This is a genomic window from Streptomyces sp. NPDC020965 (assembly GCF_044333555.1).
Lineage (GTDB): Bacteria > Actinomycetota > Actinomycetes > Streptomycetales > Streptomycetaceae > Streptomyces.
Map to the genome: position 1 here is coordinate 1 of NZ_JBIRRE010000018.1, position 14,962 is coordinate 14,962.

Annotated in this window: 6 protein-coding genes; all 6 read right to left on the reverse strand. The window is 72.7% G+C overall.

What is annotated here, in order from left to right; translation table 11 throughout:
• A partial coding sequence (locus tag ACH4S7_RS34850) for an amino acid adenylation domain-containing protein (protein WP_398525421.1) occupies window positions 1–10,265 on the reverse strand: 10,265 nt, incomplete at its 3' end.
• On the reverse strand, window positions 10,265–11,371 hold the full coding sequence (gene sbnA / locus ACH4S7_RS34855) for a 2,3-diaminopropionate biosynthesis protein SbnA (RefSeq protein ID WP_398525422.1): 1,107 nt from the start codon (window positions 11,369–11,371) through the stop codon (window positions 10,265–10,267). The genes ACH4S7_RS34850 and sbnA, both read right to left, overlap by 1 nt.
• Before the next feature lie 298 nt (window positions 11,372–11,669).
• Window positions 11,670–12,848, reverse strand: a complete 1,179-nt coding sequence (locus tag ACH4S7_RS34860) for an acyl-CoA dehydrogenase family protein (RefSeq protein WP_398525423.1) — start codon at window positions 12,846–12,848, stop codon at window positions 11,670–11,672.
• On the reverse strand, window positions 12,845–13,657 hold the full coding sequence (locus tag ACH4S7_RS34865) for a hypothetical protein (protein WP_398525424.1): 813 nt from the start codon (window positions 13,655–13,657) through the stop codon (window positions 12,845–12,847). Before ACH4S7_RS34865 ends, ACH4S7_RS34860 begins: the two co-directional genes overlap by 4 nt.
• A complete protein-coding gene (locus tag ACH4S7_RS34870; RefSeq protein ID WP_398525425.1) occupies window positions 13,654–14,526 on the reverse strand; it encodes a hypothetical protein in 873 nt (290 codons plus the stop codon). The genes ACH4S7_RS34865 and ACH4S7_RS34870 overlap by 4 nt, the downstream gene beginning before the upstream one ends.
• A gap of 17 nt (window positions 14,527–14,543) precedes the next feature.
• Window positions 14,544–14,933, reverse strand: a complete 390-nt coding sequence (locus ACH4S7_RS34875) for an acyl carrier protein (protein WP_398525426.1) — start codon at window positions 14,931–14,933, stop codon at window positions 14,544–14,546.
• Between the last annotated feature and the right edge of the window lie 29 nt (window positions 14,934–14,962).

The window sequence follows — 14,962 nt, forward strand, 5'->3', positions numbered from 1 at the left end:
ACACCCGACACATACAACTCACCCACCACACCCGGCACCACCGGACGCAAACCCCCATCCAACACAAACACCCGCGTATTCCAAATCGGCCGACCGATCAGGGTGTCGGAGCCGGCGACGACGGAGTCGTTCGCCCCGTGGGTCGCGACGGCGCCGATCTCCGAGGCACCGTAGAAGTTGACCAGCCGTGCCGATGGCAGGGCCTCCCGGAAGCGGGCGACGGTGGCCACCGGGAGCTGTTCACCGCTGCAGATCCAGACCGTGCACCCCGCCATCCGGGGCAGCTCACCGCTGTCGAGGAACGCGGTGAGCAGGCTGGGCACGACCGTCAGGCGCCGGATGTCGTGCCGGACCACCGCCGCCGCCAGGTCGGGGACGCTGCGGGCCGTGTCGGCGTCGACCAGGACGGTCGAGCCTCCGGACAGCAGCGGGGCGAGCAGTTCGGTGATGCCGTCGATCACACTGACCGGGGACTTGGCGAGGATCGCGGCCTCCCGCTGCTCCGGGAATTCGGCCGCGAACCAGGTCAGCCGGTTCACCAGGGCCCGGTGGAGCCCGCAGACGCCCTTGGGCCGGCCGGTCGAGCCCGAGGTGTAGATGACGAAGGCCGGGTGGTCGGGCCGGAGTGGGTGGGCACGATCGGCGTCGGTGACATCGCGGTCAGGACCGGCGGTGCCGGCCGTGGTGATGGTGTCGGCCTGATCACCCAGGTCGTCGGGGTCGTCCAGCAGGAGCCGGGGGATGTCGGCGCCGGGGAGGTCCCGGGCCGTCGGCGTGTCGGTGAGCAGCAGCGCGGGCGTGGCATCCGCCAGCATCAGCCCGATGCGCTGGGCCGGGTAGGCGAGATCGATCGGCAGATAGGCGGCGCCTGACTTGAGCACGGCGAGCAGCGCGACCACCATCTCCGCCGAACGCGGCAACGCCAGCGCCACCAACCGCTCAGGACCCGCACCCAGCCCGATCAACCGCCGCGCCAACCGATTCGCCCGCGCGTTCAACTCCCCGTACGTCAGCTCCACACCACCCGACACCACCGCCACCGCGCCCGGTGACAGGGCGGCCCGGGTCTCGAACAGGGTGGGCACGGTGGTGTGGGGGTCGCCGCCTGCGGTGTCGTTCCACTCGGTGAGGGTCAGGTGCCGCTCGGCGTCAGTGAGGATGTCCAGCTCCCCCACCGTACGATCCGGATCGTCCGCCACCTGCTCCAACAGCCGGACCAACCGGTCCGCCAACGACCGCGCCGTCGACGCGTCGAAGACGTCCGCGCTGTACTCCAGGAATCCGGCCAGCCCGGCCGGGTTGCCCTGGTCGTCGTGCTCCTCGATCAGGAAGAAGTTCAGATCGAACTTCACCGTGTCGGCGGCGGGCGGTTCGAAGGACGTTTCGACACCCGGCAGTCGGAGGGTGGGGCGTTCGTTGTTCTGTAGGACGAGCATCACCTGGAAGAGCGGGTTGCGCCCCATCGAACGCACCGGATCCAACACCTCGACCAACCGCTCAAACGGCACATCCTGATGCTCGAACGCACCCAACGCCGTCTCCCGCGCCCGACCCACCAACTCCCGAAACACCGGATCACCCGACACATCCATCCGCAACACCAACGTATTCATAAAACAACCCACCAACTCATCCAACGCACCGTCCGTCCGCCCCGCAATCGGCGAACCCACCGGCACATCCACCCCCGCACCCAACCGCGACAACAACGCCGCCAACCCCGCCTGCAACACCATGAACAACGACGCACCCGACTCCCGCCCCAACCTCACCAAACCCCCATGCGCCACCCCACCCAACCCAAACGGCACCACCCCACCCCGATGCGACGACACCACCGGACGCACCCGGTCAAACGGCAACACCAACTCCTCCGGCACACCCGCCAACCGCGCACGCCAATACTCCAACTGACGCGCCACCACACTCCCCGCATCCGACTCCTCCCCCAACAACCCCCGCTGCCACAACGCATAATCCACGTACTGCACCGGCAACCCCTCCCACACCGGCACCCCACCCCCACACCGCGCCCCATACGCCCGCGAGATGTCCCGGGCCAGCGGGGCGACGGACCAGCCGTCCCAGGCGATGTGGTGCACGACCAGGAGGAGTAGGTGCTCCCGCTCGGCGGTGCGGAACAGCGTGCCCCGTACGGGGATGTCCACGGTCAGATCGAAACCGCGGCCCGCCTCACCCGCCAGGGCCCCCGACAACTCATGGGCCGCGACCCGCCGCACCCGCAGACCCGGCCACACCTCACCCGCCGCCCGCACCACCTGCCGCGGCTCACCGTCCGACTCCGGAAACACCGTCCGCAGGCTCTCGTGCCGCCCCACCACATCCGCCAACGCCCCATCCAACGCCACCACATCCAACCCACCCGACAACCGCACCGCGAACGAGACGTTGTACGCGGCGGAACCAGGATCGAGCCGATTCAGGAACCAGAGCCGGTGCTGAGCCGACGAGAGCGGCACAACAGCGGGACGGAGTGCGGGGAGCAGTGCGGGACGGGCCGGTCCGTCACCGCCGAGGCGGCGGGCGACCCGGCGGACCGTCCGCTCCTCGAACAGGGCCCGGATCGGAACCTCCGTCGCGAGTGCCGACCGGGCCCTGCTCACCACCCGGGTGGCCAGCAGGGAGTGACCGCCCAGCTCGAAGAAGTCCTCGTCCACGCCGACCTCCGGCGCCCCGAGGACATCCGCGAAGATCCCGCAGAGAATCTCCTCAACCGGGGTGCGCGGCGCGTCCCCGCGGCGCCGGGCCGGGGCGCTCTCCGGATCGGGCAGTGCCGCGCGGTCCAGCTTCCCCTGCGGGGTGAGCGGGAGTTCCGTGAGGGCGACGATCGCCGAGGGCACCATGTAGTCGGGCAGCGCTCCGGCGAGCCGCTCCCGGAGCAGGGCGAGATCGACTGCCTCGGGCCCGGGGACGACGTAGGCCACCAGACGCGCCTCCGGTCCGCTGGCCGCGCCGCGCACCACGGCGGCGGCCTGCCGCACCTCCGGCTGGGCGGCCAGCACGGACTCGATCTCGCCCAGTTCGATCCGGAAGCCGCGCAACTGGACCTGGTCGTCGACCCGGCCCGCGTAGTCGAGCTGTCCGTCCGGGAGCCAGCGCGCCAGATCGCCGGTCCGGTACATCCGTTCCCCGCCGGGGGCGAACGGGTCGGCGACGAACCGTGCCGCCGTCAGCCCGGGTCGGTGCAGATAGCCGCGGGCCAGATTGCCACCGACATAGAGTTCGCCGACCGTGCCGACGCGGACCGGCCGTAGCGCGGGGTCGAGCACATAGGCCCGGTGCGCGGCGGTCGGCCGGCCGATTGGCGGACGGGCTGCGCCGGTGAGCCGTCCACTCACCGTGGAGGCGAGCACCGCCTCGGTCGGACCGTAGCCGTTGACCAGCTCCACCCGGTCCGACCAGCGCTCCACGACATGCGGCGGGCATGCCTCACCGGCGACCACCAGGGTCAGGTCGGCGGGCAGTTCGCTGCCTTCGGGGAGCGCGGCGACGACGACCGGCGGCAGCCCGGCCAGATTCACCCGCCGCTCGCGCAGCAGGTCGACCAGGGGCCGTCCGGGCACCCGGCACTCCTCGTCGGCGACGACAAGGCCGCCGCCGGCGAGGAGGGAGAGGCTCAGCTCCCAGACAGAGGCGTCGAAGCTGAACGAGGCGAACTTCAGCACCCGGGTGTCCCGGCCGGCGCCGAACCGCTCGATCAGGCTCGCCACCATGGCGGCGAAGCCCGCGTGGTCGACCACGACTCCCTTGGGCCGGCCGGTGGAGCCCGAGGTGTAGATGACATAGGCCGGGTGCCGGGGCAGCAGCGGGGTGGGCCGGTCGGCGTCGTCCGGGGCGTGGTCCGGGAGGGCCGCGAGACGGGCGATCGTCGCCGGGTCGTCGATGAGCACCGGGGTGTCACCGGTCCACGGCAGCCGCTCGGCCAGCGGGGTGGTGGTGACCAGCAGCGCGGGCCGGCTGTCCGTCAGCATGACCTCGATCCGGTCGGCCGGGTACCCGGGGTCGATCGGCAGATAGGCGGCTCCGGAGCCGAGCACGGCGAGAACGGCGGCCGTCATATCGACCGGGTCGGGGAGCGCGAGGGCGACGATCCGCTCGGGCCCGGCGCCGTGCGCGAGCAGCAGCCGGGCCAGTCGGTGGGCGCGCGTGGCGAGTTCGGCGTAGGTGACCTCGGTGTCGCCCGAGACCACGGCCACGGCTCCGGGGTGCTCGGCGACCCGGGCCGCGAACAGCTCGGGAATCACGGTCGCTGGGGCCGGGGCGGCAGTGCCGCCCCATGCGACCACCACCCGCTGGTGCTCACCGGGGGTGAGCAGGGGGAGCCGACCGACCGGGGTGGCGGGGGCCGTGAGTAGCGCCTCCACCACGCCCACCAGTTGGTTCACCGCCTCCTCGGCCGCCGCCCGCTCATACACATCGGGCCGGTACTGGGCGCCGATGGTGAGCCGGGGTCCCGGGTGGACGAGAACGGCGAGGCCGCGCTCGGCAGCCAGCCGGGTGGTGCCGTTGCTCAGCCGCAGCTCGGGGACGACGGCGTTGAGGGCGGCGAGGTCGCCGCCGGGCTGGTTGAGGAAGCTGAAGACGGTGTCGAACAGCTGCCCCGCGTCGACGAGTTGTCTGACTTCGGAGAGGCCGATGTGCTGATGGTCGAGCAGATCGGTCTGGCGGGCCTCGACCTGATGGACGAGGTCCACCAGGGGGGTGGCCGGATCGACGTTGACCCGCACGGGGAGCATGTTCAGGAAGAGGCCGACGAGTCGCTCGACGCCGGGGAGCTGTGGCGGCCGGACCGAGCCGACGGCGCCGAAGACGACGTCCTGGCGGCCGGTCAGGCGGGCGAGGGCGACGGCCCAGCATGCCTGGAGCACGGCGCCGACGGTCAGGCCCTGCCCTCGGCTCCAGGCGGTCAGCCGGTCCGTGAGGTCCTGTGTCAGGTCCCGTTCGAAGGTCTCCGGCGGTCGGGCATCGCCCGACGGCTCGGTGGTGGCGAGGAGCGTCGGGTCGCTGACGCCGTCCAGGGCCGCGCGCCAGGCGGTCCGTGCCGCGTCGGTGTCCTGCTCGGCGAGCCAGGAGAAGTAGTCCCGGTAGACCGGGGGCGGGGGCAGCGCGGTGGGGTCTCCCCCGGCCGCGTACAGGGTGAACAGCTCCCGGGCGAGCACTCCCATCGACCAGCCGTCGACCACGAGGTGGTGGAGGGTCCACAGCAGCCGTACCCGGTCGTCCGCGAGCCGGATCACGGTGAACCGCAGCAGGGGCGGGGTGGCCGGATCGAAACCGCGCGCCCAGTCGGCGTCGGCCAGCCGCACCGTCCCGGCCGCACGGGCCGCGTCGTCGGGGAGTCCGCGGAGATCGGCCTCCGCCCAGGGGAGGACGGCCGTGGGGACCACGGTCTGCGTGGGCTCGGCGTCACCGGGGTCGGGGAAGCAGACGCGCAGGCCGTCGTGGCGGGCCAGCAGGGCTTCGGCGGCGGCGCGCAGCACGGCCGCGTCGAAGGGTCCTTCGATGTCGATCACGGCCTGTAGGAGGTAGGAGTCGGTGCCCTGGCGGTCGAGTTCGGCCTGGAAGAGGAGGCCCCGCTGGAGCGGTGAGAGGGGCAGTGTCTCGGCCCGGCGGACCGTGCCGGGGGGCCGTGCGGTGTGCGCCGCCAGGGTGCGCAGCGCGCGGAACCAGGTTCGCGCGATGTCCTCGGCGTCGGCGTCGGGAAGGAGTTCTGGCGCCCAGATCCACTCCGCCACCAGATGGGGCCCGTCGGGGCGGTCCTCGGTGACCGGGGTGGCCGCGAGGGCGTGGCGCAGGGGCATCCGCGGATGGGTGCCGGTGCCGATGACGCCGTCCCCCGCCACGAACGACCAGTCGGCGCCCGAGGTGTCCGCGCGGAAGCGGCCGAGGTAGTTGAAGCCGATCCCGGGTACGCCGTGCCGGGCGAGTCCGGCGATGGTCTGCGGGTTGAGGTGGCGCAGCAGTCCGAAGCCGATGCCGTGGTCGGGGAGGCGGCGCAGTTGTTCCCGGATCCGGCGCAGCGCGGTGCCCGCGCCGTCGCCCGCGGCCCAGAGGTCGTCCCAGTCCACCGTGCCGAGACCGAGCCGTACGGGGAAGACGCTGGTGAACCAGCCGACGGTACGGGAGAGGTCGAGGTCGTCGGTGATCTGTTCGCGGCCGTGGCCCTCCAGCTCGATCGTGACGCCGTCCACGGCGGGCCCGCCCCGGCGGCGGCGCCAGTCGGCGACGGCAACGGCGAGCGCGGTCAGCAGTACGTCGTTGATCTCGCCGTCGGCGGCGGTGTGGGCGGCGGCCAGCAGGGCCGCCGTGTCCTCGGCGGACAGTTCGAGGCGGCGGCGGCGCGCGGAGCCGTACAGGTCGCGGGCCGGGTCGAGGGGCCGGTCGCCGACGGGCCGGTCGTCGCCGGTGAGCTGCTCGGCCCAGAGCGGGTACTCGCGCACCCGGTCGGCGGTGCGGGACCGTTCCCCGGCGAGCCGGGTCCAGTGGCGGTAGGAGGTTCCGCCGGGGGCGGGTGCCCGGCCCGCGTAGGCGGCGGCGAGGTCGGGCGCCAGGATGCGCCAGGAGACGCCGTCCACGCAGAGGTGGTGGGTGAGCCACAGCAGCCGGCCGCGCCGGCCGGGTCCGGTGTCGAGCAGGACCAACTCGGTCACCCGACCGTCCTCGGGCGCGAGACGGGTGCGGGCCGCATCGGCCTGTTCGCGTACGGCGGCGGCCAGGGCCTCCGGGTCATCGGCGACGGCCGAGACATCGACGCGCCGTACGACGTCGGCTGCGGGGACGGCGCCCTGCGGGAGGGTTTCGAGGGACCAGAGGCCCTCGGCGGGCACGGTGAGCCGGGCGCGCAGGGCGGCGTGGTGGTCGAGGACGGTCTGTACGGCGGTGGTGAGCCGGTCGAGATCGAGGCCGGCCGGGGTGACGAGGGTGATGTACTGGCTGTACTGCCGGGCCCGCTCGTCGAGTACCGCGAGGTCCTCGCGCAACTGGTGTGCGATGGGGGCGAGTTCGACCTCCCCGGTGTCATCGTCCCCCACCAGCGGACCGGCCGGGCGTACGGTCCGCTGGTGGGGGACGGCGATAGCAGCGACGGCGGCGGGCGTACGGTGCCGGCGGATCTGGGTCGGGGTGATCACCAGGCCGGCGGCGCGGGCGTGGCTGACCGCCTGGATGGAGCCGATGCTGTCCCCGCCCAGCTCGAAGAAGTTGTCGTGGATCCCGACCGCCGGCACGCCGAGGACGGCGGCGAAGACGGTGCAGAGGATCTCCTCGCCCGGGGTGCGCGGCGCGTCCGGACGTGCCCCCGCACCGGCCCGGGGTAGGGCACCGGCTTCGGCCGCCGGCGGGGACAGGGCCGCGCGGTCGACCTTGCCGTGGGCGGTCAGCGGGAGGGCGTCGATGAGGAGCACGGTCCCCGGCACCATGTACCCGGGCAGTGTCTCGGCCAGCCGGGCGCGGATCTCGCCGGGAGCGGGCGCGGGGGTGCCGCGCGGGACGCAGTGGCCGACGAGATGGCGGTGTCCCGAGGCGTCCACGGCGACCTGCACCACGGCGTCGGCGACGGTGTCGAGCGCGCGCAGCGCGACTTCGATCTCGCCGAGTTCGACGCGGTGTCCGCGCACCTTGACCTGGTGGTCACGGCGATCGAGGAAGACGAGCTGGCCGTGGTCGTTCCGGACGACGCGGTCGCCGCTGCGGTACATCCGGGTGCCCGGCGGCCCGAACGGGTCCCCCACGAAGGCGGTGGCCGACCGGCCCGGAGCGGCCAGATAGCCGCGACCGACACCGGCCCCGGCCACGTACAGCTCACCGGGGACTCCGGGGGGCGCGGGGCGTAGATCGTCGCCGAGCACATAGAGGCGGGTGTTGCGTATGGGGTCGCCGATGGGCGCCCGTTCGCCGGGCGCCAGAGTGGTGGGACCGATGTACGCGTGGGTGACGTCGTCCGAGCACTCCGTGGGGCCGTAGGCGTTCACCAGGGGGATGTCCGGATACCGCGCCAGCCAGCGGTGGCACAGCTCGGCGGGGAGTGCCTCGCCGGTGACCATCAGATGGCGCAGGAGGGGCAGCGGTACGGCCCCGTCGGCCAGGTCCCACGCGTCGAGCGCCGCGCGCAGCAGGGAGGGGACGATCTCCAGTTCGGTGACGCCGTCGGCGGCGGCCAGCGGGAAGAGCAGGTCCGGGTCGGCGGCGGTGTCCCGGTCGACGACCCGGACCCGGCCGCCGACGACGAGCGGCGCGAGCATCTGCCAGACCGAGACGTCGAAGGTGAGGGGGGCGTTCTGGACGAGGACGTCCCGCTCGGTCAGTTCGAGCCGGTCGACCTTGGACAGCAGATGGTTGATCATGCCGGACCGCTCCACCATGGCGCCTTTGGGCTTCCCGGTGGAACCGGATGTGAAGATCACATAGGCCAGGTCGCGCGGGGTTCCGGCGATGGGCGCGAGCGCGTCTACCGAGTCCTCGGTCCCGTCGGGCAGCACGATCCTGATCTCCCGGCCGCTGGCCGTGGCGATCTCCTGGGCGCGGGCGCGGTGGGCGTCGTCGGTGAGCAGGATCCGGATGCCGTTGTCGGCGAGGAGTGCGGCGGTCCGGGCGACGGGCGCACGGGTGTCCAGCGGGACCCAGGCCGCTCCGGCGCCGATGATTCCGAGGGCCGAGGCGATGAATCCGGCGCCGGGGGCGGCGAGCACACCGACGAGACCGGCCCCGCTGGGGTCATCGGGGGTGCCGTTGCGGAGGCCGTCCGTACCGGAGAGGGTCCGGGATACGGCACTCGCCCGGCCGACGAGTGCGGCGTACGTGGTGGTCGCGCCGTCCTCCGCGACGGCCACCGCCTCCGGATGTCGGGCGGCGTGATCGCGGACGCGCCGCACCACGCAGTCGAAAGGGGAGGGGAGTTCGGGTCCGCCCGCCGCCCGGAGCCAGTCCGCGCGCCCCGCCGTCCCGACCTCCAGCGCGCCGACGTGCTGACCGGCGTCGGCGGTCGCGAACCGTTCGAGGAACGCCGCGAGCCGGGTGAGGTGAGCCTCGATCTCGGGCCCGGTGTACCGGCCGGGGTTTCCGTTCAGATGGATCCCGATGCCGCCGTCGCCCGTCTCCACCAGGGTGATCATGATGTCGTCGACGAGCCCCGTGGACAGATTGTTGACCCGGGCCGCGCAGGGGCCGATGTCCAGTGCGGCCTGTTGCGGCAGCAGGTTGACGAACGGCCCGAACGGTCTGCGGTCACCGGCGCGCAACCCCATGTCACGGCGGATGGCGCTGATCCGGTGGCGCTGGTGGCCGAGGGTCCGGGCGAGTTCGCGCGAGGTCAGGCGCAGCAGTTCCGCCTTGGTCAGGGTGGGCCGGACGGGCACCGGCAGGGGCAGGTAGTTGGCGAGCATCCCGGGGACGGCTCGCTGGCCGGCGCTCAGCCGGCCCGTCGCCGGCAGGGTGAGCAGGACGTCCTCGGCGCCGGTCATCCGCTGGGTGTACACGGCGACCGCGGCCATGACCACGGTGGGCCAGGTGATGTCGGCCGCGGTCGCGGTCGCGCGCACCTGTGCGGCGACCGCGGGCGGCAGAGTGGCGGACGCGCGCAGAAAGCCCTGTGGCGGGGAGTCGGACGGCTCCTGCCGGGAGAGGCTGACCAGCTCGGGCGGCTCGGGGAAGCGGCGCTGCCAGAACTCCGCGTCCCGGCCGGCTCGCCGGGACCGGGCGTAGGCGGTGTCGGTGGCGACGAGGTCGCTCAGGGCGGGCAGCGCGCGGCCGTCGTCCGTGCCGGCCGCGCGGTACAGCTCCGCGAGCCGGCGCCAGAGGATCACCTGGCTGAATCCGTCGCAGAGCAGGTGGTGGACGCAGAGGTAGAAAAAGACACGGCCCGGGCCCACATCGAACAGCGCGGTCCGGAACAGCGGGAAGTCGGCGAGCGAGAAGGGGACGGTCAGGTCCGCCCGCATCCGGGCGATTGCCGCCGCCTCGGGATCGGCCGCGCCGCTCATATCGTGCTCGGTCAGCGGTGGCACGAGCAGGGGCTCCACCCGTTGCACCGGTTCGCCGTCGTGGTCGAGGAACCGGGCGCGCAGGCACTCCGCCTCGGCGACGAGGCCGCGCAGCGCGACACGGAAGCGTGCGGTGTCGAGCGGCCCTCGGATGTCCAGGTAGGCGGCCGAGTTGAAGGCGTTGCTCCCCTCGGCGCCCCGCGCGTCGAGCCAGATCTCCACCTGGCCGGCCGTGAGCGGCAGCGCGGTCACCAGAGTTGACGTCATCACAGACTCCAAGGGGCGTTCGGGCCGACCGGAACCGGTCCGGCGGAGGTGACCGGGCCGGTGCCGTGGTCGTGGACATCGGGGTCGTGGTCGAGCAGATCCGGACCCTGGTCGAGGCCATCAGGGCCGTGGTCGACCGGATCCGGGGCGTGGTCGAGGACATCGGGGCCGTAGACGTCCCGCACCCAGGCGTCGTGGTAGACGGTGTCGAGATAGCGCTCGCCGAGATCGGGGGCGACGGCGACGGCGGTGACCTCCGTGCCGGGCCGGTTCCCGGCCAGCCAACGCAGCGCACCGCTGACGACGCTGCCGGTGGAACCGCCGAGCAGGAAACCGTGCCGCAGCAGCGCGTGACAGGTCCGTACGGTGTCGGTCTCGGAGACGAGCACCGTGTCGTCCACGACGGACTCGTCCAGGATCGCGGGGCGCACACTGGTGCCGAGGCCGGGGATCATACGGGTCCCCGGCTCGCCGCCGAAGTTGACCGAGCCCACGGCGTCGATGCCGACGACCGTCACCGCCGCGTTGGTCTCCTTGAAGAAGCGGGCGCAGCCCATGAGGGTGCCGGTGGTGCCGGCGCCGACGAAGAGGACGTCCAGATCGGGGAACGCCTTGGCGATCTGCGGTCCGGTCGTGCGGTAGTGGGCCTGCCAGTTGCCCGGGTTGGTGTACTGGTTCAGCCAGTGGAAGTCCGCGTGTGCGGCGCAGAGCCGGGCCACCCGCTCCAGGCGCGCTCCGAGGAGGCCGCGCTCCGGATGGGGTTCGGTGACCACCTGGACCTCGGCCCCGAGGCGTCGCATCAGCCGCTGGGAGGCGTGGGTGCACCGGGAGTCCGTGACACAGACGAATCCGTAACCGCGGCTCGCGGCGACGAGGGTGAGGGCCACGCCCAGATTTCCCGAGGAGCTCTCGACCAGGGTCATGCCCGGTCGCAGCAGTCCGGCGCGCTCTGCGGAATCCACCATCTCGCGCGCGGCCCGCAGTTTGATCGAGCCCGCGAAATTGAAACCCTCACACTTGAGATACAGCGGACGTCCGAAGATTCGCCGGAGGTCGACGAACAGATCGTCCACGTCGAATTCCTGCGGCGTCGTGATCACTGGCATTCTTCTGCTCCCACCCGATTCCCACCGGCCGGTCTCCCGGCTGCGGTTCTCCCGCCGTCCGTGACGGTCCGGTTCCTCGGAGAAGTCCTCGATGACGGTCGATCCCTCCCGGGCCGCGACGGTGCGTGCGCCGACGCGCGGGACGCCTCCGTACCCTCCGGAGACGGCAACCACAGACGTTCCACCCTGCGAACAGCGGCCACCCCCCGCCTGGGAACGCCGGGGCCGCCCTTTCCGGATTCCATCCTTGCCGAATGCCCTGACACCGGGCTGATTCGCAACTGACGGACCAGGCCCGTTACTGCGTACCGACGTGCCGCCGGGCGTCCCGTTCGACCTTTCCTCCGAGGAGTCCCTGAAAGAGATTGAGTTTCTGCATGTTCTCGGTGCCTTCGAGGAATTCCATCGCCCTGGCGTCGCGCGTGAGTTTGTCGAGCAGGGGATGGGTCAGCCGGGCACCGGGCCCGAGTAGTTCACCGGCCGCCAGCGTCATGTCCTCGGCGAGCCGGGCGGCGCGCAGTTTGGCGGCGGACGCCAGATGGCCGTCGGTGCCGCGGGCGTCGACGGCCGCCGCCGCCTGCCATACCAGCCGGCTGGTGGCGTCGATGCGCCGGTCCAGCGTGTCGAGCCGGTCCCGGTCCGCGGCCCGCAGGACGCGGCGGTGGGCGGTCACATAGTCGTGTGCGGCGCGGGCGATGCCGACGGCGATGGCGGCCACTCCCGGGCGCAGCAGATTGAAGGTCTGGACGAAGGCCCAGACGCCGCGTCGGGTAGCGGGGAGGTGCCGGCCGAGGAAGTGCTCCTCCGGGATCTCCACATCGTCCAGGACGATCGAGCCGATCCGGGCGCCGCGCAGGCCGATCATGTCCAGGGGCTCGGCGCGGAATCCGGGGGTGTCGGTGTCGACCAGGACCGCCGTGATGCCCAGTGGCCCCCGACGGCCGCGGGCGAAGACCACACCGATGCGGGCGCGCGAGGCGTTGCCCACATAGCGTTTCTCGCCGTTCAGCAGGGCTCCGCGCGGAGTGGGCGTCAGGGTGGTGGTGAGGGCGCCCGCGTCCGAGCCCCGGTCGGGTTCGGTGAGGGCGAAGCAGGTCCAGAGCGGTTCGCTCAGCATCCGTCCGTAGAACCACTCCTTCTGCCGCTGGTCGGCGACGAGGCCCACCGCGACCCCGGCGAGGAGTGGTCCCGGCGCGGCGACGAGCGTGCCCGCGTCGGCGCGGGCCAACTCCTCCATGACGACCACGCGTTCCCGTGCGGACACTCCGTGGAAGCGGTGGCCGTCGATCCTCTCGGGCTCGTGGCCGTACTCGGCGGGGATGCCCATGGTCGCCAGATGGCGGAGGGCGGGCAGGTCGAGGTGGCGTCGGACGGCCTCGGGGTCACGGTCGATCTCCAGGGCGAGCGGGCGCAGATCGGCAGCCCATTCGCGCATCTGGCCACGGAGCGCGGCGAGGCGCCGGTCCGGTCCTGTCATGACACGTCCGCCGCCTTCCCGTCTCTCGCGTCGACCGTCGGGCCCGGCGCTGTCAGGACGGGAGTCGGGTCCGCGTACGTCGAGTCCGCGTACGTCGGCTCCGGGTAGGTCGGCTCCGCCCGCGTCGGTTCGGTCCCGGGCGGGTGTGCCGGGTAGACGTCGGCCAGCAGTTCGGAGACCTGGACGGTCGTGCCGGGACTGCCGGTGAGGAATCCGCTGGCACCGAGGAGCCGGATCTGCTCGCGGTCAGCCAGGGTGATCCGCCGTTGGAGGTCGTCCAGCGCCGCGGCGGCGATATCGCCGGGCCCGGCATCGGTGAGCACCGCACGGACCTCCAGTTGTTCCGCCAGTACGCCCGCGATGATGCCCTTCACCAACTGCTGCTGGAGCACGTACGAGTCCCCGGTGCGACGGCGGCCGAGATGGTCGACGCAGTCGGCGCGCAGGGCCTCCGAGAGCCCGAGCCGCAACCACACCAGCCCGAGGGCGAAGGCGGCCCGCCGTCCGTCGTCGCCCGCGGTCGTCCCCCCGGTGGCCAGCGCCCGGACGCGTCCGCCGGGCGGTTCGAAGGCGGAGAGGGTGGTCTCCCGGCTGCTGACGCGGACGCCGGTCGCCCCGTGGACCCACACTCCACGGGCCCCGGCTGCGACCGGGTCGGGGACCACGGCGTGGCCACTCGGACCGCACGGCAGCAGGTCGGGCAGGACGGACGTCATGAGCACGGTCAGCGCGGGCGCGACGCCCTCGTACCGGGCCACGCCGTGGCAGCGCGCCGCCAGGTCGGTGCCGCGGACTCCGGTGCTGGTCATGACGGATTCCGTTCGACGAGGCAGACGCTCAGGTCCCCGGTGTCCGGCTCGTGGTCGACGATGACCAGTCCGGCCGCCCCGGCACGGCCCGCCTGCCACCACCGGTCCATGGCGAGCGCAGCCAGTACGCCGGAGGCCGGTCCGCCCGGGGCGGCGCGCACGATGCGCCCGCCGTACCGGGGAAGATCGCGCGCCGGCTCGACAGCCGGCCCCAGGACCACCGGCAGTGACGGATCGGCGCCCAGGACCGCCAGCTCCGCGCGGACGGCGGCGGCCATACCGGCGACGCTCACACCGGGCGTCCGGCGTACGGTGAGACCGCCCCGGGTGCCCGTGTCGGTCAGCAGCAGCGCGACGCCCGCGTCTCCGGCGAGCGGCCGCCCGGTCTCGTACGGCAGGGTCGACTGGTCGAGCGCGAACACGACGGCGCGCCGGTATCCGTGCCGCCTGACGTACTCGCCGGCCACCCGCAGCGCGGCGAACGGCGCCGCCGAACCGCAGTCGGTGACCGTGAACACCTGCGGCCCGCCCTCGATCACCGCCGCCAGCGAGGTGACGGCGGCCAGCCGGCAGTCCAGATCGGGGGTGGCGTGCGCGACGACCGCGATGTCGGCGCGGTGTGCTTCCGGCGGGAGGTCGTCCAGCAGCGCGCGGGCCATGGTGGCGAAGGTGTTGCCGGTCCCCCGCTCGGCCGCATCGGGCCGCCGCTCGACCCCGTACAGCGCGGTCAGATCGGTGAAGTGCCGGAGCGAGAAGGGGTCGTCGATCCGGGAGCGGCCAGCCGGGAACACCCGGTGCGCGATCCCGGCGAGCCGGAGCGGGAACACGGTACGGTCCACCGTGTTGTCCGTCGTGTTGTCCGCGGGCACGGACCGGGGGCACATGCTCAGCCGTCCGCTTCTGTCGCTCCCGCGGCTTCCACCACGGCTCCCGTGGCGCCTGTGACCCGCACAGCTTCTGTCGCTTTCGTGGCCTCCGTGACTTCCGTGGCTTCCGTAGCCTCCGTAGCCTCCGTAGCCTCCGCGGCAACGAAGTCGGCCAGCGATCCGACGCTGGCGAAGTGCGCCATCTCCAGCGAGTCCGTGTCGAACTCGATGTCCAGCGACTCCTCCAGCCGCATCAGCAGCTCGAAGACGCCCGTCGAGTCGAGGCCGAGTTCGTCGAAGAGCCGGGAGCCCTCCGACAGCGCGGGCAGCTCGTGGTCGAGGACATCGCCGAGCGCGGCGGAAATCTGGACGACGATCCGCTCGCGGTGGGTGCCGGTCGTTTCGGGCATGGTGTGCGGTCCTTCCGGTGGTGGTCGCG